General features: G+C 42.4%; 27 protein-coding genes and 1 riboswitch. Of the genes, 16 read left to right on the top strand and 11 right to left on the bottom strand.

Translation table 11 applies throughout. The annotated features are described in order from the left end of the window. Window positions 1–58 precede the first annotated feature (58 nt). Window positions 59–167, top strand: a riboswitch (SAM riboswitch). Between the two features lie 98 nt (window positions 168–265). The 9 genes from mtnW to ACXAEA_RS16720 all read left to right on the top strand — a co-directional run bounded on the left by mtnW (window position 266) and on the right by ACXAEA_RS16720 (window position 7,605). Beyond that, entirely contained in the window at window positions 266–1,489 is a 1,224-nt protein-coding gene (gene mtnW, locus ACXAEA_RS16760) for a 2,3-diketo-5-methylthiopentyl-1-phosphate enolase (RefSeq protein WP_475097005.1), read from the top strand. Further along, window positions 1,486–2,148: a 2-hydroxy-3-keto-5-methylthiopentenyl-1-phosphate phosphatase gene (locus ACXAEA_RS16755; protein ID WP_475097004.1), complete on the top strand. Its 663-nt coding sequence runs from the start codon at window positions 1,486–1,488 to the stop codon at window positions 2,146–2,148. The genes mtnW and ACXAEA_RS16755 overlap by 4 nt, the downstream gene beginning before the upstream one ends. Beyond that, a complete protein-coding gene (locus ACXAEA_RS16750; RefSeq protein WP_475097003.1) occupies window positions 2,145–2,780 on the top strand; it encodes a methylthioribulose 1-phosphate dehydratase in 636 nt (211 codons plus the stop codon). The genes ACXAEA_RS16755 and ACXAEA_RS16750 overlap by 4 nt, the downstream gene beginning before the upstream one ends. A gap of 28 nt (window positions 2,781–2,808) precedes the next feature. After that, window positions 2,809–3,342, top strand: coding sequence for a cupin domain-containing protein (locus ACXAEA_RS16745; RefSeq protein ID WP_475097002.1), 534 nt, complete (start codon window positions 2,809–2,811; stop codon window positions 3,340–3,342). 156 nt (window positions 3,343–3,498) lie between these two features. Continuing rightward, a complete protein-coding gene (locus ACXAEA_RS16740) occupies window positions 3,499–3,744 on the top strand; it encodes an aspartyl-phosphate phosphatase Spo0E family protein (RefSeq protein ID WP_475097001.1) in 246 nt (81 codons plus the stop codon). Window positions 3,745–4,152: 408 nt separating this feature from the next. Further along, a complete protein-coding gene (locus tag ACXAEA_RS16735) occupies window positions 4,153–4,980 on the top strand; it encodes an electron transfer flavoprotein subunit beta/FixA family protein (RefSeq protein WP_475097000.1) in 828 nt (275 codons plus the stop codon). Window positions 4,981–5,007: 27 nt separating this feature from the next. Next, the gene (locus tag ACXAEA_RS16730) at window positions 5,008–6,033 is read left to right on the top strand and encodes an electron transfer flavoprotein subunit alpha/FixB family protein (RefSeq protein WP_475096999.1); all 1,026 of its coding nucleotides are present in this window, start codon (window positions 5,008–5,010) and stop codon (window positions 6,031–6,033) included. Further along, a complete protein-coding gene (locus ACXAEA_RS16725; RefSeq protein WP_475096998.1) occupies window positions 6,026–7,321 on the top strand; it encodes an FAD-dependent oxidoreductase in 1,296 nt (431 codons plus the stop codon). The genes ACXAEA_RS16730 and ACXAEA_RS16725 overlap by 8 nt, the downstream gene beginning before the upstream one ends. After that, on the top strand, window positions 7,321–7,605 hold the full coding sequence (locus tag ACXAEA_RS16720) for a ferredoxin family protein (RefSeq protein ID WP_023615122.1): 285 nt from the start codon (window positions 7,321–7,323) through the stop codon (window positions 7,603–7,605). The genes ACXAEA_RS16725 and ACXAEA_RS16720 overlap by 1 nt, the downstream gene beginning before the upstream one ends. Window positions 7,606–7,821: 216 nt before the next feature. Here ACXAEA_RS16720 and ACXAEA_RS16715 read toward each other — a convergent pair whose 3' ends face one another. Continuing rightward, window positions 7,822–8,157 carry a hypothetical protein gene (locus ACXAEA_RS16715; protein WP_475096997.1) on the bottom strand — a complete coding sequence of 112 codons (336 nt, stop codon included), beginning with the start codon at window positions 8,155–8,157 and terminating at the stop codon, window positions 7,822–7,824. A gap of 217 nt (window positions 8,158–8,374) precedes the next feature. On the opposite strand from ACXAEA_RS16715, the gene ACXAEA_RS16710 reads away from it, so the two are divergent. After that, window positions 8,375–8,902 carry a hemerythrin domain-containing protein gene (locus ACXAEA_RS16710; RefSeq protein WP_475096996.1) on the top strand — a complete coding sequence of 176 codons (528 nt, stop codon included), beginning with the start codon at window positions 8,375–8,377 and terminating at the stop codon, window positions 8,900–8,902. Window positions 8,903–8,953: 51 nt separating this feature from the next. Here ACXAEA_RS16710 and ACXAEA_RS16705 read toward each other — a convergent pair whose 3' ends face one another. Both ACXAEA_RS16705 and ACXAEA_RS16700 read right to left on the bottom strand, forming a co-directional pair. Further along, window positions 8,954–9,148, bottom strand: coding sequence for a hypothetical protein (locus ACXAEA_RS16705; RefSeq protein WP_475096995.1), 195 nt, complete (start codon window positions 9,146–9,148; stop codon window positions 8,954–8,956). A 79-nt stretch (window positions 9,149–9,227) separates the two neighbouring features. Continuing rightward, window positions 9,228–10,457: an MFS transporter gene (locus ACXAEA_RS16700; RefSeq protein ID WP_475096994.1), complete on the bottom strand. Its 1,230-nt coding sequence runs from the start codon at window positions 10,455–10,457 to the stop codon at window positions 9,228–9,230. Window positions 10,458–10,603: 146 nt separating this feature from the next. On the opposite strand from ACXAEA_RS16700, the gene ACXAEA_RS16695 reads away from it, so the two are divergent. Continuing rightward, window positions 10,604–11,593, top strand: a complete 990-nt coding sequence (locus tag ACXAEA_RS16695) for a phosphotransferase enzyme family protein (protein WP_475096993.1) — start codon at window positions 10,604–10,606, stop codon at window positions 11,591–11,593. On the opposite strand, the gene ACXAEA_RS16690 is transcribed toward ACXAEA_RS16695, so the two are convergent. The 3 genes from ACXAEA_RS16690 to ACXAEA_RS16680 all read right to left on the bottom strand — a co-directional run bounded on the left by ACXAEA_RS16690 (window position 11,590) and on the right by ACXAEA_RS16680 (window position 13,180). Next, a complete protein-coding gene (locus ACXAEA_RS16690; RefSeq protein ID WP_475096992.1) occupies window positions 11,590–11,775 on the bottom strand; it encodes a hypothetical protein in 186 nt (61 codons plus the stop codon). The two genes, ACXAEA_RS16695 and ACXAEA_RS16690, sit on opposite strands and share 4 nt — an antisense overlap. A gap of 98 nt (window positions 11,776–11,873) precedes the next feature. Continuing rightward, a complete protein-coding gene (locus ACXAEA_RS16685; protein WP_475096991.1) occupies window positions 11,874–12,608 on the bottom strand; it encodes a TPM domain-containing protein in 735 nt (244 codons plus the stop codon). A 2-nt stretch (window positions 12,609–12,610) separates the two neighbouring features. After that, window positions 12,611–13,180: a LemA family protein gene (locus tag ACXAEA_RS16680; protein ID WP_475096990.1), complete on the bottom strand. Its 570-nt coding sequence runs from the start codon at window positions 13,178–13,180 to the stop codon at window positions 12,611–12,613. A 227-nt stretch (window positions 13,181–13,407) separates the two neighbouring features. Between ACXAEA_RS16680 and ACXAEA_RS16675 the strand changes: the two genes are divergently transcribed. Both ACXAEA_RS16675 and ACXAEA_RS16670 read left to right on the top strand, forming a co-directional pair. Next, window positions 13,408–13,845 carry a MarR family winged helix-turn-helix transcriptional regulator gene (locus tag ACXAEA_RS16675; RefSeq protein ID WP_475096989.1) on the top strand — a complete coding sequence of 146 codons (438 nt, stop codon included), beginning with the start codon at window positions 13,408–13,410 and terminating at the stop codon, window positions 13,843–13,845. Window positions 13,846–14,003: 158 nt separating this feature from the next. Further along, a complete protein-coding gene (locus tag ACXAEA_RS16670) occupies window positions 14,004–15,698 on the top strand; it encodes a M3 family oligoendopeptidase (protein ID WP_475096988.1) in 1,695 nt (564 codons plus the stop codon). A 415-nt stretch (window positions 15,699–16,113) separates the two neighbouring features. Here ACXAEA_RS16670 and ACXAEA_RS16665 read toward each other — a convergent pair whose 3' ends face one another. Together ACXAEA_RS16665 and ACXAEA_RS16660 are read right to left on the bottom strand one after the other, a co-directional pair. Beyond that, the gene (locus ACXAEA_RS16665) at window positions 16,114–19,140 is read right to left on the bottom strand and encodes an efflux RND transporter permease subunit (RefSeq protein ID WP_474835905.1); all 3,027 of its coding nucleotides are present in this window, start codon (window positions 19,138–19,140) and stop codon (window positions 16,114–16,116) included. A 129-nt stretch (window positions 19,141–19,269) separates the two neighbouring features. After that, window positions 19,270–21,420: an ATP-dependent Clp protease ATP-binding subunit gene (locus tag ACXAEA_RS16660; protein ID WP_475096987.1), complete on the bottom strand. Its 2,151-nt coding sequence runs from the start codon at window positions 21,418–21,420 to the stop codon at window positions 19,270–19,272. A 222-nt stretch (window positions 21,421–21,642) separates the two neighbouring features. Here ACXAEA_RS16660 and ACXAEA_RS16655 point away from each other — a divergent pair, with 222 nt between their 5' ends. After that, window positions 21,643–22,686: a YkvI family membrane protein gene (locus ACXAEA_RS16655; protein WP_475096986.1), complete on the top strand. Its 1,044-nt coding sequence runs from the start codon at window positions 21,643–21,645 to the stop codon at window positions 22,684–22,686. Between the two features lie 47 nt (window positions 22,687–22,733). Here the strand turns inward: ACXAEA_RS16655 and ACXAEA_RS16650 are convergent, their stop codons facing one another. Both ACXAEA_RS16650 and ACXAEA_RS16645 read right to left on the bottom strand, forming a co-directional pair. Beyond that, window positions 22,734–23,393 carry a hypothetical protein gene (locus tag ACXAEA_RS16650; RefSeq protein ID WP_475096985.1) on the bottom strand — a complete coding sequence of 220 codons (660 nt, stop codon included), beginning with the start codon at window positions 23,391–23,393 and terminating at the stop codon, window positions 22,734–22,736. A 185-nt stretch (window positions 23,394–23,578) separates the two neighbouring features. Further along, window positions 23,579–24,190: a lysostaphin resistance A-like protein gene (locus ACXAEA_RS16645; protein ID WP_475096984.1), complete on the bottom strand. Its 612-nt coding sequence runs from the start codon at window positions 24,188–24,190 to the stop codon at window positions 23,579–23,581. Between the two features lie 129 nt (window positions 24,191–24,319). Here ACXAEA_RS16645 and ACXAEA_RS16640 point away from each other — a divergent pair, with 129 nt between their 5' ends. After that, window positions 24,320–24,436 carry a DUF6254 family protein gene (locus tag ACXAEA_RS16640; protein WP_475096983.1) on the top strand — a complete coding sequence of 39 codons (117 nt, stop codon included), beginning with the start codon at window positions 24,320–24,322 and terminating at the stop codon, window positions 24,434–24,436. Window positions 24,437–24,481: 45 nt separating this feature from the next. On the opposite strand, the gene ACXAEA_RS16635 is transcribed toward ACXAEA_RS16640, so the two are convergent. Continuing rightward, entirely contained in the window at window positions 24,482–24,670 is a 189-nt protein-coding gene (locus tag ACXAEA_RS16635) for a YkvS family protein (RefSeq protein WP_023615106.1), read from the bottom strand. Window positions 24,671–24,976: 306 nt separating this feature from the next. On the opposite strand from ACXAEA_RS16635, the gene ACXAEA_RS16630 reads away from it, so the two are divergent. Further along, complete coding sequence (locus ACXAEA_RS16630; protein WP_475098194.1) at window positions 24,977–25,204, top strand: hypothetical protein; 228 nt, start codon at window positions 24,977–24,979, stop codon at window positions 25,202–25,204. The last annotated feature ends 117 nt before the right edge of the window (window positions 25,205–25,321 follow it).

Genomic DNA, 25,321 nt, shown 5'->3' with positions numbered 1-25,321 from the left:
GACATAATCCTAATTAATAAATTTACTTTAACCAATTAAATAACTTGATTAAATTATTTTCTTATCAAGAGCAGGCGGAGGGACGAGCCCGATGAAGCCCGGCAACCGACCCAGCAATTATGCTGGGCACGGTGCTAATTCTTGCAGCGAAAGCTGAAAGATAAGAAGAGTTTAGTGTATTTTCTAACCTCTTCTTTTCGAAGAGGTTTTTTTTATGCCTCAACCCTTGTTGAATAAGTTTTAGTTTTGGAAAGGATTGATCTACTTGAGTGAAATTACAGCAACTTATATAGTCCATGACGCTAAGCATAATCCAGAAAAAAAAGCAGAGGGAATTGCACTTGGATTGACAGTGGGATCTTGGACAGACTTGCCTGAGCTGGACCAAAAACAGCTGAAAAAGCATAAAGGGAGAGTCGTTTCTGTTGAAGGAACAGGTCTCGATGAAAATTCAGAAACAGTCGCAATCATTAAGATTGCTTATCCAGCAATCAATTTTTCGCCTGACCTGCCGGCAATTCTCACAACGGTATTTGGCAAGTTATCTCTTGATGGCAAGGTGAAATTAGTAGATCTTGATTTTGGGGACGAACTGAAAAAAGCTTTTCCAGGTCCGCGTTTTGGAATTGAAGGAATTCGAACGAAGCTAGGTGTTCACCACCGTCCTTTATTGATGAGCATTTTCAAAGGGGTAATCGGCCGCGATTTGGATTTCCTGTTGGAACAACTAAAGGAACAGAGCCTGGGAGGAGTCGATCTGATCAAGGATGATGAAATCCTGTTTGAGAATGAGCTTACTCCTTTTGAGAAGAGGATCGCTTTAGGGAAAAAGGTTCTCGATGATGTCTATGAAACTACTGGACACAGAACATTATATGCTGCCAACCTGACAGGAAGGACCACGCAGCTGAGGGACAAAGCAAGGAAAGCGTCAGAGCTGGGAGCGGATGCACTGCTGTTCAATGTTTTTGCCTACGGATTGGATGTGCTGCAGGAACTGAGAGAAGATGATGAAATCAGTATCCCGATTATGGCACATCCTGCAGTAAGTGGTGCATTGACTTCAGCACAGGAATATGGTTTCTCGCATTCTTTATTGCTAGGCAAACTTGTACGCTACGCTGGAGCAGATTTTTCTCTCTTCCCATCCCCATATGGAAGTGTCGCACTTGAGAAGCAGCAGGCGTTGTCCATTGCCGAGTCACTGACTGTTGTGGATCAATTCAAAAGAGCCTTCCCGGTGCCTTCCGCGGGTATCCATCCTGGAATGGTCCCTTTGCTGGTTAAAGATTTTGGAGTGGATTCCATTATCAATGCTGGAGGCGGTGTCCACGGGCATCCTGGTGGAGCCCAGGGCGGCGGAAAAGCCTTCAGGCAGGCAATCGACACGGTGCTTCAAGGAAAAACGCTTGAAGAAGGAGCGCAGGAGCATGAAGAATTGAAAATCGCGCTTGACCTGTGGGGATCGGTTGAGGCGGTGGCAAAGTGAGCCATCCAGTGATTTTCTGTGACTTTGACGGAACAGTGACCGAAAAGGACAACATTATTGCAATCATGAACAGATTTGGTCCTGAGGGCTGGGACGAACTGAAAGAAGGAGTGCTGAATCGCACCATTTCTATCAGGGAAGGAGTAGGGAAAATGTTTTCCCTCCTTCCTGTCAGCCTGAAGGAAGAAATCATTGAGTTTGCTGTGGAAAATGCAAGGATCCGCCCAGGTTTTCAGGATTTCCTCGATTTCGCGAAAGAGGAGGGCATACCGGTTTACATCGTTAGCGGAGGAATTGACTTTTTCCTTGACCCTATCATAAAACAATTCGGACCGATTACAGGCATTTACTGCAACGGTTCTGATTTTTCCAGAGAAATGATAACAATCGAGTGGCCGAACAGCTGCGATCATCACTGTGCAAATGATTGCGGCTGCTGCAAGCCATCGATTATGAGGAAACTCGAACAAGGTGATACTTACAAAATTGTCATCGGAGATTCAGTAACTGATTTGGAAGCTGCAAAACAAGCGGATTTTGTATTGGCAAGAGATTACTTGAAAGTGAAATGCGAAGAATGGGAGATCCCGCATACTGAATTTGAAACATTCTATGACTGTATTGAAGCTCTTAAAATAAAGGCAGGGGTGAGAGGATGAGCGATTTAGAAACAAAATGGGAAGAATTGGCGGATGTGAAGTCAGAGCTTGCTGAGCGTGACTGGTTCATGGGTACGAGCGGCAATCTTGCGATTAAAGTGAATGATGCCCCCGTACAATTTCTTGTAACGGCAAGTGGAAAGGATAAGCGTAAAAGGACAGAGGAAGATTTTTTGCTTGTTGACCAATTCGGCCGGCCTGTCGAGGAAACCCATCTGAAGCCTTCCGCTGAAACATTGCTTCATGTAGAGATTTACAAAAAAACAAATGCTGGATGCAGCCTGCATGTCCATACCATTGACAACAATGTCATATCCGAAGTGTATGGAGACAGGGGTGAAGTGCAATTCCAGGGACAGGAATTGATCAAGGCTTTTGACAAATGGGAGGAAGATGCTGTCCTTAAAATTCCCATTATTCCGAATTATGCGCATATCCCAACACTTGCAAAAGCATTTGCAGAGCATGTAAAGGGGGATACGGGAGCGGTCCTGATCCGAAACCATGGCATCACTGTCTGGGGAAGGAACGCTTTCGAAGCTAAAAAAATCCTCGAAGCTACAGAGTTTTTATTCTGTTATCAGTTAAGGCTGCTAGAGCATAAGCCATTTCAATTGTTTAAGGTTGTCTAAATAAATCATTTCAAAGGAGAGGTTTTATATGGCATTCATTGTAAAGCAAAACACCCAGGAAAGAATCGTTGAAGAACAGCAGGTTGAAGAATTTTTATCCGCTCAGGAAGTTATTTATGAAAAATGGGATATTAACAAGCTCCCAATCAATTTGCAGGAAAAGTACTCATTATCAGATGAAGAAAAACAGCAGATCCTTGATGTGTTCAAAGTTGAGATCGAAGACATTTCGACGCGCAGAGGGTACAAAGCACAGGATGTCATTTCCTTATCAGACAATACACCAAATCTTGACCAGTTGCTGGCGAATTTCAAGCAGGAACATCATCATACTGATGATGAAGTAAGATTCATTGTCAGCGGCCATGGGGTGTTCGTAATCCAGGGAAAGGACGGCGAGTTTTTCGAAGTATTCCTGGATCCAGGAGACCTGATTTCTGTACCAGAGAATACTCGCCATTACTTCACATTGCAGGATGACCGCCAGGTGGTGGCTGTAAGGATATTCGTAACAACTGAAGGCTGGGTGCCTATTTACGAAAACGAGGCTGTCAGCCAGTAATTGCAGTGTCTGCATTCTTTGTCGAAAGAAAAAAATTCAGCAGTGAAAATTGTCTTATTTTGCGATTCTATTTACTTTCAACCTAGCATTTGCAATAATTCTTCAAGTAATCTTTTTATTTATTTAAGGAATTAAAGTAGCAGAGGAGATAGTGAAGTGTATCAATCGCAAAATGCCTTGTTGAATGAAATCAATCGTGTAAGAGAATTAATGGTCGCAACTGCGCAGGAAACGGGATATACGAGTGAAGAAACCGTCCGATGCAGTCAGGAGCTAGACAGATTAATTTTTGAATATCAAAGCTTTTGCAAAGAAAAGGAATGGCAGAGGCAAAAAGCCAAGATCCTTTTTAGACATATGATTTTAATGACTAAGAAACAGTATGTAGTATTACATGCGTAACATAAGAATGATAATATGGAGAAAATAAGCCACTGCCAGGAACCGGCGGTGGCTAAAATATTTTTATAATGTAATTTTCCACTGTTAAACACTCAATTTATTTCTTCTGGACGCTTACCCTCTAAATTTAACAATTTGCTCAAAAATTCACGTGAATATGGCTTTGTGTGATTTTTATCATATTTTTAATACGTCTTTTTATATATTTTTAACATAGATAGGTCATTTACATCATCATGAGCATCCATCCCACCATGTCCTCTGCATCCTGAAAACTTCTTTCATAGACTTATCACTTTTTCAATTGTTGGTACTATGCTTGTAATGCGATTCATATATCGTACTACATAGCATTTTATTTTCAACCACAAAGAAACCGTTTTCATTTCAAGGAGGGGAAAAGAGAATATGCACATTGTCGTTTGTGTCAAGCAAGTGCCCGATACAAAAATCATCAAAATCAATCCAAAGACAAATACACTGGATCGGCGCAGTGCTCCTGCAATATTGAATCCATATGATGCCCATGCTGTTCAGGAAGCAGTTAAGATCAGGAACAGGACAGGGGGAACAATTTCTGTTCTGTCAATGGGACCGCCGCAAGCAGTAGCGGTTATTAAAAAGAGTGTGGAAATTGGGGCAGACCAGGGATTCCTAATCTCGGACAGGGCATTCGCGGGAGCTGATACGCTGGCTACCAGCTATGCATTGTCGAAAGCACTTGAAAAAATCTCCAAAGACAAGCCAATCGACCTTATCATCTGCGGAAAGCACGCGATTGATGGTGATACAGGACAGGTAGGACCTGGGATTGCGAGACGTCTTGATATACCGCCGATTACGAATGTAATTGAAGTTTCAGAGGTTAATAAGGAAGAAAAATATGTGCATATAAAGCGCAAGCAAATTAATGGCTATGAAATCATTCAATCTCAACTGCCTTGCTTACTGACTGTGGAGAAGGAAATTAACGACATTGAGTACGCGCCGCTTCCAAATATGATCAACGCTGCACGATACGAGCCTGTGGTCTGGACCGTGAATGACCTTGAAAATGTCGATAGGACTCAGCTTGGCCTCAAGGGGTCACCAACGATTGTTGGTAAAATGTTCACCCCTCCAAAGCTTGATGGCGGAAAGAGAATCGAAGGAACTCCAGATTCTCAGGTAGAACAGCTGATGGACGTTTTAATGGAAAGAAAAGATTTATTGAAGTTAAATACAGCCAACTCTTGATGCCGATTTTAAAGGGGGAATAACAGGATGCAAGAAAACCAGGGTGTCTGGGTATTCATTGAAGTGAACGATGGAAAAATCGAAGGTGTGTCACTGGAATTGCTGGGTGCAGGAAGAAAGCTGGCTGATAAGCTGGAAGTGCCTCTTTCCGGGGTGATGCTTGGCGAAGGTGTCCTGCCTAAAGCGAATGAAGTGATTTATGCTGGTGCGGATCAAGTTTATGTTGTCGACCATCCTGTCCTGAAAAACTACCGGACTGAGTCCTTTATGAAGGGTGTCTGCGAACTGGCTGAAAAATATAAGCCTGAAATCTTTCTTTATGGAGCCACTCCCAATGGGAAAGACCTGGCAAGCGCTGTGGCAACGGACTTGAGCACAGGCCTGACGGCTGATACAACCATGCTGGATGTAGATGTGGAAAAAAGGCTGCTTGAGGCAAGCCGCCCTGCATTCGGAGGAAATATCATGGCAACGATTCTTTGTAAAAAGCACCGGCCACAAATGGCTACAGTGCGTCCAAAGGTTATGAAGGCGCTTGAAGCAGATACAGGCAGGAAGGGAATCATCATCGAAGAAGCGCTGGAACTCAGGGAAGAAGATATGCGCACAAAAGTGCTGAAAATTGTGAAGGACGTAACAAAAAAAGCAAGTCTGGCAGAAGCTCATGTGGTCGTCGCAGGAGGAAAAGGACTTGGGGATATCCAAAACTTCCAGCTGATTCATGAGTTAGCAGAAGTAATCGGTGCGAGCGTTGGCGGCACAAGGGATGTCGTTGAAGCTGGCTGGCTGAAGCATGAACAGCAGGTCGGGCAGACAGGCGAAACTGTCACGCCGAAAATCTATTTTGCCATCGGCATTTCTGGTGCGATTCAGCATGTTGAAGGGATGAAAAACTCTGAGCTAATCATCGCAATCAACAAGGATCCAAACGCCCCGATATTCGATGTGGCGACATACGGAATCGTTGGGGATGCATTGGAAATATTGCCAAAATTAATCCAGCAATTCAAAGAGCTCAGCAAAGAGAAGGGCGGGGAAATAAGCTATGCATGAAAAATTTGATGTAATCGTCGTAGGAGCAGGCCCTGCTGGAACCTCATGTGCATACAACTGCGCCAAAAACGGCCTGAAGGTACTATTAATCGAACGTGGAGAATACCCGGGCAGCAAGAACGTTATGGGCGGGGTCCTTTACCGTAAACAAATGGAAGACATCATACCTGAGTTTTGGAAAGAAGCCCCGCTTGAAAGGCCTGTCGTTGAACAGAGATTCTGGATGATGGACAAAGAGTCAGTCGTCCAGTTTGGATACAAAGGTCTGGAATGGGCGGTAGAGCCATATAATAACTTTACAGTGCTGCGTGCGCAGTTCGACCAATGGTTCGCACAGAAAGCAGTGGAGCAGGGTGCTCTGCTCATCAACGAAACAGTCGTAACTGAATGTATCGTTGAAAATGGAAAAGTCATAGGTGTCCGTACAGACCGTCCTGATGGTGAGGTATTTGCAGATGTCGTCGTCCTGGCCGACGGAGTAAACTCCCTGCTTTCAAAACAGCTTGGATTCCATCGGGAATTCCGGCCAGATGAGGTAGCCCTGACGGTCATGGAAGTAATCAATCTGCCGAAGGATAAAATCAATGAACGCTTCAACCTTGAAGGAAATCATGGAACAACCATTGAGATTTTCGGGGACTCAACAAAAGGCAACCTTGGAACAGCATTCCTTTATACCAACAAAGAAAGTTTGAATATCGGGGTAGGAACAACCCTGTCAAGCATGATCAACGCGAAATTAAAGCCATACGAGCTGCTCGATTACCTAAAAAAACATCCAATGGTTCGGCCGTATCTTGAGGGAGGGGAGTCAGCAGAATACCTTGCCCATTTGATTCCAGAGGGTGGATTCCATTCCGTGCCGCGTGTTGCAGGCAATGGCGTTCTAGTTGTCGGAGACGCGGCCCAGCTTGTTAATGCCATCCATCGCGAGGGCTCCAACATGGCAATGGCTTCAGGGCAAATGGCAGCAGAAGCGATTACTGGGGCGAAAGAAGATGGAGACTTCAGTGAGAAAAGCCTGAACCGTTATAAGGAAGCATTGTTTGGTAGTTTCATCATTAAGGATCTTGAAAAGTATAAGGATGCTGCCCATACATTCGAGAAATATCCACAGTACTTCAAGGAGTACCTGCCAATGATGAACAAAGCCATGAGCAAGTTCTTCACTGTAGATGGAACACCGAAGAAGGAAAAGCAAAAGGAAATCATGCGCAGCGTAACTGCAGAAAAAGGAACCTTTAAGGTAATGCAGGACATCTATCGTGCCTGGAAGGCGGTGAAATAATGTCAACAACAAACATCGAGGAAAAACAATTTCTTTTAAGGTTTAAGTGTGACACAAAATCGCATCTGACTGTCCTGGACCATGACGTCTGCATGACTCAGTGCCCAGACAAACTCTGTACCGTATTCTGCCCTGCTGAAGTTTATAAGTGGGAAGGAAAGAGGATGCAGGTAGGATATGAAGGCTGCCATGAATGCGGCAGCTGCAGAATCGGCTGTCCTTATCAGAATATTAAATGGGAATACCCTAAAGGCGGACACGGGATTGTATTCAGGCTTGCTTAATGGATCAGAAACAGGATCTGGCGGACAAATAAATGTCCGCCAGTTTTTTTGATATGAAAAATCGGAAAGTGAGAAGGAGGCTTGTCTTTAGGTTTAATATAAAGTAACGCTTTACAGGAGCATAAAATTAGATTTTTCTATATTCATCATATGTAAGTTAATTCACAAATGGGTTCAAAAAGAGAGAAGCTAAATGAGAGGGGTATGAAGAGGGGGTTAGCTGATTTTTTCTTGCTGATGGACTGCGAAAAGTTTGTCATTGCGGATATCTTTTTCTATATTCCGCGCTGCCTCGACAGCGTCATCAAACCGTACATACAGTGGTGATGTGTAAACAGGTTTGCAAGCATCATAGATTCCGGCTGAATCTGCTTTATAAATCATTATGTTCCAATGGTAATATTCCCTGCCTTCTTCCTGGTGCCCTTGAAGTCCAATCAATAAGTGGGTATGAAGGAGGTCAGGCTGAACATCCAGGAATGCTTTCTTGTCACTCAAGCCGGCTGGTATAAGGGATTTTTCGTAAAATTCGCGATACAGATGATTTTGCAATGTATACTCACTCCTTTTACATTAAGCTATAACTTCATTATATGTAAGGTTTCTAGAAATTTGAAGGCGAATTGTTAAAATTTTTAGAAATTTTAACGAAGTGTCATTTTTTCTTCACAATTCACAAGAAAAATATAAATTGTGATACCAATCACAACCCTGCAATTAATTGGATTCTATAATTAAACTATCAAAACGTAATAGGAGGCCGATCAGAATGACGGGATGTATGAGCGGGATCAATCATGATTCAAACTTTATTTTAAGTGAGGGATTGCAGCAGTTGAAGAATGAGCATCCACCTCTGCTCGAGATGCTTGCGACGCTTTTGGATATCTCTTTGAGAATTGAGGCGGGTGAACAAGCAGAGGAGAATTTCTCTAAACTTCGCCCGGCTGTTGTAGAGTTCCTGGCTGAGCTGGAGCCGCACTCCGAGCGTGAAGAGGGCGTGCTGTTCGAGATGATGTCTGCATATATTGGCAGGGAGATGGGACCGATCGCTGTCATGGAATATGAACATGATCAGGCTAAAAGATTCATAGGCAGCTTCCTCGATAATACAAAGGATGGCACTGCTAATATTACAAAAGAGCAAATGATCGACAATGCTCAATTGATAAAGAATGCGAATTACACTCTGGTCAGCCATTTTGCAAAAGAAGAAAGCATTCTTTTCCCGATGGCAGAGAATATGTTTACTGAAGAAGAAAAGCAGGAATTGGCTGCGAGGATTAAATTGATATGATGATATGCAAAAAGGGTGAAGCTTCATGAGAGCTTCACCCTTTACCATATTTTAAGCTTCAGTAATTGTAACAAGCTTAATGTCCTTCGTATCAAATCGGTAAAAAACATCGTCAGCATCAGTAAATTCTATCATTCCCTCGTGATCCTTTGCATCCTGGATGGCTTCGGAAATGTTTTCTACCTCAATTGGTCGTGATACGGAAAAATCTTTTTCAAAAAAATAATTGATCTTGAATTTAGACATGTCAATCTCCCTTCCTGTTGTGCTCATTAACCTATTCCTTAAGAAGAGTGTGCCTAAACATAAATCAATATGGTAAATATTAATTGTTCCATTCAGCAAGCTGTTCATCTGATGGAAGGAACGACGTCAGGATGCCGAGTAACGGGAGAAAGCCGACACTCATGATCATCATTGGCAGCCCAATCATATCAGCCAGATATCCAAGACCAACTGAACCAAGCGCTCCCATGCCAAACGCCAGTCCAACTGTCAGGCCGGCCATCGTGCCAATTTTACCTGGGACAAGCTCCTGGGCATACACAACAGTAACAGAAAAACTCGACATCAGGATAAATCCGCTCACCGTCAGTAAGATGAATGCAGCTATCGGAGGTGCAAACGGGATAATCGCTGACAAAGGTGCGGTTGCAATCATGGAAAGAAAAATAATATTCTTTTTTCCAAAACGATCAGCTAGCGGGCCGCCGAAGAAAGTACCGAAGGCACCCGCGACAAGGAAAGCGAACAGAAACATCTGCGCCTCCCGGATGCTAAATCCATATTTATCGATTGTATAGAAAGCATAGAAATTCGTCATTCCAGATATATACCACGAGCGGGCGAAAATTAAGAATAAGATCAAGACGAGTGCCATTTTTATGTTCATTGAGATGGTTTTATTAACTTGTTCGCCGGCTTTCTTACTTGTGAAGAATTTGTCAGAGTCAAGTTTCCTGGAATACCAGGTTGCGATATAAATAAGCAGTGCCACCGCAATTGCTGCTACTAAGGTAAACCAAACTGCCCCGAATTGTCCCAGCGGTACAAGGATCAGCGCTGTGATGAGGGGGGCAAGTGCCTGTCCGGAATTGCCTCCTACCTGGTAAATGGATTGGGCTAATCCTCTGCGAGGTCCTGCAGCCATATAAGCTACCCGTGAACCCTCGGGATGGAATACTGCCGAGCCCAGGCCAATAAATAAAACGGAAAGTATGACAAACTCAAAACTGGAAGCAAACGCTAATCCTAAAACCCCGAACATCGTCGAGGTCAAGCCAAGCGGCAGGGCATAGGGCATCGGTTTCTTGTCGGTTGCCATGCCAATGAGCGGCTGTAGAATTGAAGAAACGATATTTAAAGAAAATGCGATCATTCCTAATTGAGTAAAACTAAGTCCCATTGATTTTTCCAGGATTGGAAACATCGCAGGTATGACAGACTGGATGGAATCATTCAATAAGTGCACTAATCCAATAATGAAAAGTATTTTATAAGCTGTTCCGTTCTGATTTTGTGGTTTCAGCCTGACAGCGGCTGCAGATTGGCTCATGATGGTCTCCTTCTAATAATTATTTCGGTTTCCTACATTTTATTTTACAAAAAAAGTCTCCAGATAAAAATAGCTTTTCGAAGGAAAAATGTGATGTAATATAAATTGAGTATTGAGAAAATACAGGTTATTTAAGGGGGATGAATATGGAAAAAGTTGTGGATGCTTTGATGAACAAAGAAATGCAAAATCAGTTCCTTGAATTGTTCGGGCTGGAAGCAGAAATAAAAAAACTAGGCGATTTTGAGAATTATGTATTTGAAGCATATAAAGAGGGAAATCCTTATATTTTGCGCATAACGCATAGCTCCCATCGGAATAAGGAGGAAATTCTATCTGAAATGGATTGGATGAGGCATTTACATAATGCGGGATTATCAGTACCTGAGGTCTTTTATTCTAACAATGGGCTGACTGTAGAAGAAATTCCCGCGGCTGATGGGAGCGAATTTTATGGTTGTCTATATGCAAAAGCGGCTGGAGGCTCAGTCAGTGTCAAATCAGAACAATTCAATGAGGAGCTCTTCAGGAAATGGGGAGAAATAACAGGCAGGATGCACCGTGCGACAAAATCCTATAAGCCATCTGAAGGCATTAAAGAGCGGAGCAGCTGGGATGAGGATGAACTTCTTCAAATAGAAAAGTATTATCCGGAAAGTGAAAAGCTGTTAGTTAAAAACGCAAAAGACGTAATTGCTGCAATATCGGCACTAGGGAAAAGTACCGACAATTACGGAGTCATCCACTCAGATATCCATTCAGGAAACTTTTTTTATGATGGTGAGAAAATTCATGTTTTTGATTTTGATGATGCAAGTTATCATTGGTTCGCATCAGACATAGCCATCCCGCTGTACTATGCCATTCTTTATAAAATTCCGCCAGCCCAGGAGGAAGAGCGCCAGAGCTTTGGTCACACGTTCCTGAATGCCTTTATTAAGGGCTATCAATTGGGTAATCAGCTTCCAGAGGGCTGGAAGGAGCAAGTGCCTTTATTTCTGATGCTTCGGGATGTGGTCCTTTACGCAGTATTGCAAAAAAAAATTGCTCCTGAAGACAGGGACGGCAAATTGCTGGCAATGATGGACGAAATCGCAGGCAGGATCCGGAATAAGAGACCGATTGTTAATGTTTAGTTCTGGTTATTATTTCTCCTGAAAATCGAATAAAGAAAGAAAGTCCCACTTATCAGGATAATGACCATCAATAGAAAGAACAGTATCCCAATTTCATCGATCATCGTACTTAGATAAAATACCAGAATCAAATCTGTTATGACTGCTATGATGAGATAGTAACGCAAAAATTTGGGATTCATTGCTTTCACAACTCCTTTCAACTACTAGTTTGAAAACAATTGATGATAAATATACGATGCAAAAACACCAGAGTTCAAATACTCTGGTGTTTTCCTTTTTACCAGCCTCTGCTGGCGCCGCCGCCACCGGAAGATCCGCCCCCGCCACCACGGGGTCCGCCGCCCCCGCCACCGCCTCTTGATATGATTGAAAGCAGGAGGTAGGTAAGAGTGCCGCCGAAGAACATGAAGTCAAGGACGACAACTCCAATTACGATGATGATGAACAGCCAGGAAGGGATCGGGAAATCCTGCTGCTCGACATCACGCGGAGCATTGCCGAATTCATCCGTTCCAGACACCTCGTTTGCGAGGGCCTGATACGTATTCATGACGGCCAGGTTTGGCTGGCCATTTTTTAGGTGTGGTATCGCATATTCGTCAAGAATCCTGCCGGCTTTGCCATCAGGTATGGTTCCCTCAAGTCCGTAGCCTACTTCAATCCTGATTTTCTTTTCCTGCATGGCAAGTACCAACAGGACACCATTATTGTTTTCTTCGGTACCCAGCCCATATTTGCGGTAGGCTTCGACTGAATATTCCTCTATGCTTGCCTCACCAATCGTGTCGACAGTGAGGACAGCGACCTGGGAAGAGGTTTGATCCTCTATTGATTTTCCGATATTCACTAGCTGAATTTCTTCATTTTCATTTAAAAGATTTGCGAAATCCTGGACATAAATATCACCCACAGGAGCTGGAATCTCATTTGGTGCCGCGATTGCTCCGGCCGGCAGCAGCAAGACCAGGATGCCTAGTATCGCTGCTAATCCGGATAATCTTCCGTGAGCCATGATCAGCCTCCAAAGTCAACCTCAGGAGCTTCTTGCGCCCCAGGGTCTGCTTTGAAGTATTCTTTTTCATCAAAACCAGTGATGCTGGCAACGATGGCACCTGGGAATTGCTTTACTTTCCTGTTATAAATAGATACTTGATCGTTATAATCTTTTCTTGCAACAGTCAAGCGGTTTTCAGTCCCTGCAAGTTCATCCATCAACTGTGTGAACTGTTTGTCTGCCTTTAAATTTGGATAATTTTCAACAACTACGAGCAAACGGCTTAAAGCGCTTGAAAGCTCAGCGTTTGCAGTTGCCTGGTCTTCCGGAGTTTTTGCCCCTGCCAGTCTGGATCTCGCATCTGAAATGGATTGAATGACTTCTTTTTCATGAGCAGCATATCCTTTTACCGTATTCACGAGATTTGGAATGAGGTCGAGCCTGCGCTGCAGCTGGTTCTCTACCTGTGCATATGCATTGTTGACATTTTCCTCTTCAGCTACAAAACTGTTGTAGCTGCCAACCCCCATCATAATGAAGATTAATAAGATGACTCCCAAACCAATAATGATGCCTAACCCTTTTTTCATAAAATGCACTCCCATGTCTTTGTTGTTTTTGATGTTGACCGTATTTTTCCCTCATTTGAAAGGTTTTTAAACTTAGACCATGAGAATCATGATTGTTATAAAAAAATATATTTTGAACAACTAAAATAGTTTTTCTGGATAAAATCTAGGGAAATACTGATAAAAACAATAAATTCAGCTATACTCTAGATATGGATAAGTCGTTATAGGTAAAGGAATGAAATTTCATGAACAATGGAACAGAAAAATCTTTGAAATTATTCATTGTCCTGTCCAGGGCATACCGGGCTGTAAATGAAAAGGTGAACAAGGTAATCCAAAAAAATGGATTGAATCCGACTGAATTTGCTGTACTTGAACTTCTTTACCATAAAGGAGAGCAGCCGCTGCAGCAAATAGGAGGAAAGATCCTGCTGGCTAGCGGAAGTATTACCTATGTGGTGGATAAACTCGAAGAAAAGGGATTTTTAAATAGAGTTGCCTGTCCTAAAGACCGGAGAGTGACATACGCGAAAATCTCCGAAGATGGAAAGAAATTGATTGAGGAAATTTTTCCTGAGCACAGCGCATTGATTCATGAATTGATGGACAGCCTGTCAGATGATGAAAAAGGAACTGCTATCGACCTGTTAAAAAAGCTTGGACTTTCTGTAAGCAAATACTAAAAGAGAAAACGGCAAACGCCGTTTTTTTATTTAAAGATAAAAACCAAATTCACGATGAATAATTTTTACGGAATAAAAAGGGAAACCGGGAATATTCGTAGAATAGGAAAGAGATAGGAATTAGCTCAATCCTGTATAGAGAAAAAGGGGGCAATACTATGAAGTTTGAGCAATATACATACACCCGTCCGAATTTGGAAGAGGTGACTGTTAAATTCGACAATCTGCTGGAACAATTCAAGAACGCCGGTTCCGTTGAAGAACAGAGTGCAGCTATGAATGGAATCAACGATTTGCGAAATGATGTAGGCACAATGTTCAATCTGTGCTATATCCGCCATTCAATCGATACAGAGGATGAATTCTACAAACAAGAACAGGATTTTCTTGATGATCTTGCACCACAGGTGGAAGGTTTGGTCACGAAATACTATGAAGCGCTTGTTGCTTCCAATTTCCGTGCCGAGCTTGAAGCAAAGTGGGGCCAACAGCTTTTTGCTCTGGCTGAAGCGCAGTTAAAGCAATTCTCTCCGGAGATTGTTCCGTTGATGCAGAAGGAAAACAAGCTTTCAACTGAATATACAAAACTCGTTGCATCGGCGAAAATCATGTTCGAAGGCGAAGAAAGAACGCTGGCCCAGCTGGACCCTTTTACAGAATCGACAGACCGTGATACTAGGAAAAAGGCTAGCGAAGCGAAATTTGCATTCTTTTCTGAGCATGGGGAAGAGTTTGACCGAATCTATGATGATCTTGTAAAAGTCAGAACAGAAATGGCTCACAAGCTTGGCTACAAAAACTTTGTAGAACTAGCTTATTTCCGCATGTTCCGAACAGATTATGACAGCAGCATGGTCGCAGCTTTCAGGGACCAGGTCCACAAATATATCGTCCCTGTTGCGTCAAAGCTGAAGGAACGCCAGAAGAACCGTATTGGTGTCGATGAATTAAAATATTACGATGAGCCATTCAATTTCAAAACAGGCAATGCGGCACCAAAAGGAAGTCCTGAATGGATCATCGAAAACGGGCTGAATATGTATGATGAGCTTTCTCCTGAAACAGGTGAATTCTTCCGTTATATGAACGAAAACAATCTGATGGACCTCGTTGCGAAAAAAGGGAAAGCCGGCGGCGGATATTGTACGTATATCGAAAACTACAAGTCACCGTTCATCTTCTCGAATTTCAACGGTACATCAGGCGATATCGATGTGTTGACACATGAAGCCGGACACGCATTCCAGGTGTATTCAAGCCGACACTTTGAGATTCCAGAATATAACTGGCCAACCTATGAGGCATGTGAAATCCACTCAATGAGCATGGAATTTTTCACTTGGCCGTGGATGGAATTATTCTTCAAGGAAGATACGGATAAATATAAATTCTCCCACTTAAGCAGCGCGCTTCTATTCTTGCCATATGGAGTCTCTGTGGATGAGTTCCAGCACTGGGTTTATGAAAATCCAGAGGCAACTCCGGCGGAGCGAAAGCAGCAATGGCGCGAAATTGAGAAAAAGTATCTTCCGCACAAAGATTATGATGGCCATGCATACTTAGAAGAGGGAGGGTTCTGGCAACGCCAGGGTCATATCTACAACTCACCTTTCTATTACATCGATTACACACTTGCGCAAATTTGCGCATTCCAATTCTGGAAGCGTTCAAGAGAAAATCAGGAAGAAGCATGGGAAGATTATGCAAACCTCTGCAAACTTGGTGGAAGCATGGCATTCACTGAGCTTGTGAAAGAAGCGAATCTTATTTCACCGTTTGAAGAAGGCTGCGTACAGTCAGTAATTGGCGAAATCGACAGCTGGCTCGATTCTGTGGACGACAGCAAGCTGTAAAAAGAAAAGCGAAGCCCGCCGGCTTCGCTTCAGACTGCAAAGAAACTCGATGAAAATCAAGTTTCTCTGCAGTTTTTTTATATATCTGTAATTAGACTGGACAAATTAGTTTCAGTCTCATCTGCATTGACCGAAAATAAAGGAAAGAACTCAGATCGATAAAAGGGGAGCCTCTGCATTGACCGAAAATACAGGAAAGCACTCAGAACGGTAAAAGGAGAGTCTCCGCATTGCCGAAAATGCAGGAAAGAAACAAGAACGGTAAAAGGAGGGCTTCTGCATTGCCCGGAAATACAAGAAAGAAACATGAACGGTAAAAGGAGATTCCTTGACTCCCGAAAAATTGGATATCTTCTGTTCGAATCTCGGCACAGAATCGAATTAGAAAGCCCGCATCTGCATGCGGGCTTCCATTTTACATACTTCTTTCTTTTTTCACCTGTCTAAAGAAAAATACTTCATAGATGACTGGAATCAGGATCAATGTCAGCAGGGTTGAGGAGGTAAGGCCTCCGATTACGGTTACTGCCAGCCCTTTGGAAATCAGGGTGCCTGATGAGGTTGTAAGCGCCAATGGAATCAATGCTGCGATTGTCGCAAAGGCTGTCATCAGGATAGGGCGAAGTCTGGTAATTCCTGCTTCAATAAGGGCTTCCCTAATAGGCAAGCCTTTTTCGGTGCGATTTTGGCCGATTCGGTCGACCATGACAATCGCATTGGTTGTTACGATTCCAATAAGCATCAAAAGTCCAATCATTACACTTACTGACATCGGTTCATCGGCAATCCACAGTCCCAGAAGGGAACCGATTGGGACGAAAATCAAGGATGAAAGGATGATAAATGGAATCCTTGCCTGCCCGAATGTAATCAGCATGGTCAAGTAGACAAGCCCAATCGCTACAACCATTGCTATTCCCAGCTGGGTGAAGGTTTCAACAGTCTCATCACTTCCGCCGCCGCCTTCTAGTGAGACATCATCAGGAAGGTCTATATCCTTTTTAACACCTTCTATTACAGCTGTTGAAACGGCCCTTATATCATTGGAATCAATCTGTGCAGAAACGCGGGCGAAGATTTTGCCATCCAGTTTCTGAATCGATGTAAAAGCTTCCGTTTCAGTGATTTTGGCGATCTCAGTGATTGGAACAGGTCCCTGTTGAGTGAAAATGACCGTATTCTTCAAATCATCGATAGTTTCGGACTGTTCATCATAGGTGATTGAAATTTTCCGATCTTCACCGCCAAGCTGCATCATTCCGGCGTCGACAGGCTTAGTTTTATCGGTGATCGTACCAAGAATCTGGAATCCGGAGAGTCCTAGCTGGGCTGATTTTTCTGGATCGATATCAACAAGTACCTGCTTCTGTTTTTCGGAAAAATTATTTGATACATATTTTAAGTCATCCTGCTTGTTCATATAACCTTCCACTCTGGCTGCAGCATCCTGCAAGGCAGCAAGGTCAGTAGAATACAAGTCTATATTGACATTATTATTTGAAGGTGGACCACCTGTAGATTGTTCCTGGATGCCGAGTTTGGCATCTGGCTCAATAGAAAGGACAATTTCTTCCATTTCTTTTTCCAGCTTGGGAATAAACTCAGAAACACTTGCACCATCTCCAAGGCTGATGAAATAGTTCGCCTGGTTCTGACGTTTCAGGCCAGTCTGGAAATCCCGGCTGCCGATTCCAACGGTAACATCATTAATTTCTTTTTGCTCAGCGAACATATTCTCGACTTTCAGAGAAACTTCATTCGTTTTATCAAGAGAAGTAGAAGAGGGCAGCTGGAATGTAGCAACAAGCAGCTTTTGCTCCTCGTTTGGAATGAAGGTGAAACCAAGTCCTTTAACAAGGAATCCTGAACCTGCAAGCAGGGCAATGGACAGGAAGATTACAAGAGTTTTATGGTTCAGGGACCACTTGATAGAAGATGCGTAAGCTCTTTGCAGTGCACCTTCTTTTTCTTCTTTTGGAACTCTTTTGAATGAGAACTTTGCCAGGATTGGGACGATTGTGACAGCTACTATTAAAGATGCAAGCAATGAAAAGACAATTGTCAGTGCGAAAGGCAAAAAGAATTCTCCTGTAATTCCTCCGACAAGGCCTAACGGCAGGAATACAACAACAGTGGTGATCGTTGATGAAGTGATTGCTTTCAAGATTTCCTTTGTAGAGTTCTGAATCAAATCATCTGTCATGCCCTGGTTGGTTTTGCGGACTCTTCGGAAGATATTCTCGATGACGACGATACTATCATCGACCACGCGTCCAACCGCGACAGCCATGCCGCCCAGGGTCATGATATTCAGTGAAATATCAAGCTGGTTTAAAAAGATAGACGAAATCAACAGTGACAGCGGGATGGAAACGATCGCAATAATCGTCGCCCTGAAGTTCCTGAGGAAAATCAGGACCGCGATTGAAGCGAACAGTGCTCCGAGCAAACCTTCCTTTACCAGGGTATTGACCGATTTCTCAATTCCTTCTGCGGAATCGAAACCAATCGCATATTCCAGGCGATCGCCATAACTGTCGATTACAGCTAATACCTTCTCAGCCACTTCGACGGTGTTGGCATCCTGCTTTTTCGTGATGGCCATGGATAATGATTCTTTTTCATTGTAACGTGTGATTTCCGGTTTTTCGGTTACCACTTCAATCGAAGCCAGGTCACTCAGTTTCACCGGAGGTGCATCAGGTACAAATTTGGACTTGATGACAAGGTTTTCGAGTTCATTAATTTCTTCAATTTTTTCCTGCACCCTTACAGGTACCTGAATTTCATTTTCATTCAAGTTGCCTGCCGGGAAGCTGAATTTCCTGGCATTGATTGTTTCTTTAATATCATTCAAGCTGAGGGCCAGTTTGGCTGCCTTTTCCTCATCGACAGTTATTTGGAGGATGTCTTCGGTCATACCCCCAACTGAAACACTATTTATTCCCTGGATTTTATTCAATTCAGGAATGATTTCTTCGTTCACAAGCTGTTCCAGTTCCTGGTCACCTTTTGAGAAAAGGGAGATATTGAATATCGGGAATGTGCCAAAGGAAAAGCGGTTTACATTTGTCTGCACATTTTCAGGGAGTCCCGCTTCCTTGATGAAGGAGTTGACTTGCTGTTCGGCATCGTCAAGTTCTGTTTCAAAAGGAAATTCAAGATTGATGATTGCGATGCTTTCAAATGATGAACTCTGCATTTTCTTGATGCCATCGATCCCTTTGAACTTCGTTTCAAGCTTCTCCGTTACCTGTTCGTTGATATCCTGAGGAGAGGCCCCTGGATAGATCACTTCTACAGAGAGCTGAGGGAATTCGATATTAGGCAGCAAATCGACTTTAAGCCGTGTGAAGGAGTACAGCCCGCCTAGTATCAATAAAAATGAAATGATAAAAACAGCAAATGCATTTTTAAGACTGAATTTTGTTAAAAACCCCATTAGGTTTACCTCATTTCTATTTGTAAATTCATGATTCTATTTTATATGTGTTTTATGTAGTTTTCATTTTTAAACTGTAAAAATACAAAAACTTTTGGCCCGAAGTTGGACTCCGGGCCTAAAAATACGTTATTTTCTGTTGATTTTGATTGTGTCATTCTCGAGGACTGCTTCAAGATTGTCTGCATCCGGTTCTTCAAGAATGAAGTCGGCAATGGAATCCTCAAGCTGGTCCTGGATGGAGCGGCGAAGAGGGCGAGCACCGAAAGCCGGATGGTACCCCAGTTCTGTAAGTCTTTCCTTTACACCATCTGTCACTTCAAGACTGATATTTTGTTCTTTTAGTGTTCCTTTCAGTTCAGTTAGCATCAGGTCAACGATCTGAAGCAGATGTTCTTTTTCTAGCGATTTGAACTCGATGATGCTATCAAAACGGTTCAGGAATTCTGGCTTGAAGAACCCTCCCAGAGAATCAAGAATACTTGATTCATTGACAGCAGTGTTCTGCCCAAATCCTACCTTGATGGACTTGTGACCTACGCCTGCGTTGCTTGTCATGATGATGACCGTCTCCTTAAAACTTACAGTGCGGCCCTGGCTGTCCGTCAGGCGGCCATCTTCAAGGATTTGCAGGAACATGTGCTGTACATCTGGATGAGCTTTTTCAATTTCGTCAAGCAGGATGATGCTGTATGGATTGCGGCGGATTTTTTCCGTCAGCTGGCCAGCTTCATCGTGGCCGACGTATCCCGGAGGTGAACCGATCAGCTTGGAGACGCTGTGTTTTTCCATATATTCGCTCATATCCAGGCGGACCATTGCATCTTTGGATCCAAACAGTTCCTCAGCCAATGTCTTCGTCATTTCGGTTTTACCGACACCTGTTGGGCCGACGAACAGGAAGGAACCTATTGGGCGGTTCTTGGTTTTCAGGCCTGCACGGCTGCGGCGAATCGCTTTGGAAACTTTTTGCACGGCATCTTTCTGACCGATTACCTTGCTGTTCAGGTTTGCTGCAAGGTTTTTCATCTTTTCCTGTTCTTCTTCCTGAAGTTTGCCTACAGGAATACCCGTCTTCTGTTCAATGATTTCCTGGATATGCTGGATGGTAACAACAGGACGTTCTGAACTGGTGTTATTCTCCAGAGCTTTTTCAAGCTTCGCTTCTTCATCACGAAGCTTAGCAGCCCTTTCATAATCTTCTTTTTTCAATGCTTCTTCCTTTTCCATTGCAATCTCAGCAAGCCGGTTCTCGGCATCGTTATTATTTGAGTATTCAGTAACCAGGTTGAGTTTGGATCCGGCTTCATCCATAAGGTCGATTGCCTTGTCAGGAAGGAAGCGGTCCTGGATATAGCGGTGTGATAATTGCACACATGCCTTGATTGTATCTTCCGTAAAAAGAACCTGATGGAATTCTTCGTATTTGGTCTGAATTCCTTTCAGAATTTCGATTGCTTCTTGCACAGTTGGTTCAAGTACATGGACAGGCTGAAAGCGTCTCTCGAGTGCCGCATCCTTTTCAATCTGGCGGTATTCCTTCAACGTCGTCGCACCAACAACCTGAAGCTCACCGCGGGCTAGAGCTGGCTTTAAAATATTCCCTGCATCCATCGAACCTTCAGCAGAGCCTGCACCAACAAGCTGGTGAATTTCATCAATGAAAAGAATGATATTTTTTCGAGCCTGTAATTCTGAAATCAGCTGTTTCATTCTTTCCTCGAATTGGCCGCGTATACCTGTGTTTGACAGCATTGATGCGATATCTAATAAATATACTTCTTTGTTCTTCAGCTTATTCGGTACAGAGCCTTCGACAATCTTCAGCGCAAGTCCTTCGGCAATCGCCGTTTTACCAACGCCGGGTTCACCAATGAGAACAGGATTGTTTTTATTTCTTCTATTTAAGATTTCGATTACGCGCTTAACTTCTTCGTCACGTCCAATCACAGGGTCAATCAAACCCGTCCTGGCGATTTGCGTGAGGTTTCTTCCGTATTGGTCAATAAAACCATTTCCGCCCCCCGTAGTTTTAGCTGTTGCAGCCGGTTTTGGTTCAGGGATTTGATGATTCAGATCTCTTGGGATTTTGAACATATCATCGAATGGTGAGCCGCCATGTCCGCCGAATCCGGACATCGGGCTGCCAAAGGAAGCACCTATCTTTTCTTTCTCTTTTTTGTAGCAAACATCACAGAGCATTAAATGCTTCTGATTACCGTTCAGGGTTATTTTTAATTGAATATTAGCGTGTTTCTCATGGCAATTTTGACAAAGCATTTAAGTTCCTCCTTCAAAATTTCTATTTAGGAATCTGATCAGAGAATAATCTATTTGACTTTGACTATCTTTGATCAATGTAGTTTTATTATACTTTGACCTTCTTTGACTTTCAATCGCTTTGATTGTGGTAATTTTTACAAAATGTGATTGATCATTTAAAAAAAGCTCGTCATGGTTTGTCTGCATCCACATATATTGGAAAGAAGGGAGGGGAATGCTTTGAAGACAAACTGGGGTGCTGCCTTTCAAATCGCTGCAGTATATGTAGGCACTGTAGTAGGTGCCGGCTTTGCGACAGGGAGGGAGATCGTCGAATTTTTTTCCCGCTTTGGCATATTTGGTTTGGTAGGAATATTCATGAGCGGTTATATGCTTATATACATGGGTTCAAAACTGATGAGGATTGCTGCTGCAATCGGTGCACGTTCATATGAGGAAATGAATGAGCATTTATTTGGGAAGTTTTTTGGGAGGATTATCAATGTTGTCATGCTGGTCATGCTTCTAGGGGTCTGTGCGGTTATGCTGTCAGGCGCAGGTGCCGTCTTTGAAGAGCAGCTTGGGCTGACGAAATCATTGGGAATCTTTATTACAATAGCGCTGTCACTGGCTGTCATGTTTGTTGGCTTGAAAGGTGTTTTTGCGGTCAATACATTTGTGGTTCCAATGATGATTCTTTTCAGCATGATCCTTTTTTTTCTTTCTGCTAAATTGCCTGGTTTCATTGAACAAGTGGTATTTATACCGCATGCTGATGACGGGTGGAAATCAGTCGTTGCTCCATTCTCTTACACCGCGCTGAACTTGTCCCTTGCTCAGGCTGTACTGGTGCCAGTGGCTGCAGAAATCAAGGACGATAATACGGTAAAATGGGGAGGGATTATCGGAGGAATAGCCCTGACACTAATTTTGATTTCAAGCCATCTAACTTTGATCATGCTTCCAGGGTTTGAAACGTTCGAGATCCCGATGGCGGTGATCATGAAACAATTGATTGCAGGACTTTATTGGATCTTTGTTTTAATTGTGTATGGAGAGATTTTCACTTCGGTAATCGGGAATATCTTTGGTTTGGAAAGGCAAATTCAAAAATACATCAAGCTGCCAAGCTTACTCATCGTTTCATTTTTATTCTTGATTTGCTATTTCATCAGCCAAATCCATTACGGAACATTGCTTTCAATTTTGTATCCTGTCTTTGGTTACATCAGTTTGATTTTTATTGTCCTTTTATGGATGAAGCCAGTAAACCTTAAAAAATGAAGAATTGAGATATAAAAAAAGAAGGGAGATTACCCTTCTTTTTTGTGTTATTTTTTTTCTGCCATTATTGATTTAGCCATTTCGATGAATGCCTGGCGGTGGTCTGCATTGTCTTTTGTGAAAAGGGTCAGTTTCAGAGGCTGATCCTCATTTTTAATTAAGTAGGATGTTACGATGTCTGAACCATTTTTGGTCTCCATTGCCCATGCATTTTCAAAGAATGGGTCTTCAGGCGTTTCTGCTTCTGTGACTTCTGGTCCTACAGCGGACAGTTGTGCTTTGGAATTCTCTTCAACCAATGTCCATTCGGCATCAGCAGGCAGCAATTCGATTCGCATAAATACGCTGTCGTCTTCAGACCATAATAAAACATCTTTGTTTGGTTCCTCAGCAGTCAGCTCATAATCCGGCAAAACATACATAGAATAGTTTTGGTTGTCATTGTATTTTAAGAATGCAGTTTGTTCCTTTTGTTCGCCGTTAACTGTGTAAGAAAGATTTTGTTCCATGATGCGGATCAGGCCTTCTTCGTTTTTCTGTTCTTCAGACTTCTGGCCTGCCGTTTCATTTTCATTTTTTTTCGGTGCTGATGCTGGCTGTGAAGCAGGTGCTTTATCAGCTGACTCTGATTGTTCTGCAGAGCCGCAGCCCGCAATAAGGATTGCTGATAAGCTGATTACCGTGAATGGCGTTAATAATTTTCTCATATATTTTGCCCCCTGTTATCTCGAATGGTGTGTTCTACTTTTTTAGACGCAAGATTCGAATGAAAGTTACAAATCCTGTCATATAAACTAAAAGATATCATGGACAAGTATATCGGGCAATAATGAAAATGACCCATTGCCAGGGACAATAGGGTCATTTTATCAGTGGATATGCTTTTCTGCATTCATCGGAGAGGCAGAAAAACAAATAATAATAGATCAAAAACGATATGCGATACAATGACGAGTGGCAGGCTCCGTTTCCAGGCATATAAAATACTCCATGCCAGTCCAGCAATTATAGCTGCGATCACAAGAATAATTTCCCCGGAATATAGGTGGACGGAAGCATATAAAAGTACGGATAGCCCGATTGTTGTCTTCAAACCAAAGTACTTTCCAAGGCGTTTTTGGATAAAACCTCTCCAAAAGATTTCTTCGCCAGGAGCGATGACCAGAACCAGAACAATGTAATGCCAAAATAACTCAGGTGAGAATCTGCCATAAAGGCGCGAGATTTGGTTTGAAAATGGAAGGTTCAATGCATCAATCAAATTACTTCCAATCCAGAAAAGACCAAATAAGCCAAGACCGGCTACAGTCCCAATTGTTAAATAGGAGATTGTTGAAGCTTGATCCTCAATTTCTTCATGTATGATTGAATAACTGATGAGTACCAGCATCGAAGCTGTGAATATATACCAGAAGACAGTCTTATCCTCGAAGGTAAAGAATAAGAGTAGATGTGCGATCAAAATGCCAAGAATAAATCTCCGATCCGCCATCCAATTTTTCATTTATGACAAACCCCTTTCCAGAAACAAAACTTATTGTACCAAAAAAATTATTAAAATTGTAAGGAAATGATTTCATCTGGTTGGGGAATGGTAATATGGAAACACAATTTCATTAATGGAGGGAAAAGTATGTCAGAATCAAAGCGTGAAAAAGAGCGGAACTGGACAGTCCGGAAGCAGGACCAGCACCCTCATGGAAAAGTAAAATCATTTAAGGAACTTGCTGGAAAAGAGAGCAAGGAATAATAAAGAAAAAGCAGCCTAGGCTGCTTTTTCTGCTTTTCTCATATATTAATATGCTGTTTCCTTAACAATTTTATAGTTTTTATGATTGATAACAGTGCGTTGATCAAGTTCCAAATCACGAAAATTGTTCATATAGGTTAAATCAACAATGACCGAATTTTCATTGACTTTTTCAACAACACCTTGCAGTCCTTCTTTGAATTCGATTACATTTCCAACTTCAGCTTTCTTCAAGTAAACTCGCTCCTTCGTAATATTTCGAATTACTAACATTTTGCACTATATTTAAGCGGGCGTAAAGGAAAATTCGTGGTAAATTTTAAATGTTCACGAAATTTTCATTTTATAAAAATTAGAAAATTCAATTTATATTATCCATTATATAAAACATTTCCGTTTCCATCTAGAGGAAATTTCATTACCAGAGTTAAATAGGCTGCCGTTATTTTAAGAACGTATATTTTACATTCCCATTTATCGCGATGAAAAACCTTTAAAAGAAGATGGTTATTGCAATTCTGAGGGAAGGGGATAAAATAGTTGGTAGTTTACTACGATGAGGGAGCTGGTATTGTGGACAAGGAACAAGCTGTGAGAATGCTTGAAAGTTTAAAAAATAGAGAAGTTGAAGAGATCTTTGTATCAAAGCAGGATTTTATGAGTTTTCGCGAGGTTCTTGTGAATAGGGAAGATTTTAAACATTTCCGTGGAATTGCCCAAAGGGGCGGAGATGCCATCTATCAATATCTTGAGGAACCAAGGAGCTAATTGAGAATAATTGCAAGAAAAATTACAACGAAATAAACGAAGAAAAGAGGTGCCTTGGAGGGGCATCTCTTTTTTTGGATAAATATGGGTGGGAAAATTGCTCTTTTAATATTATGA

Source organism: Mesobacillus sp. ABV4_180 (assembly GCF_056158485.1).
This window is presented reverse-complemented; position numbering and strand designations above follow the sequence as displayed.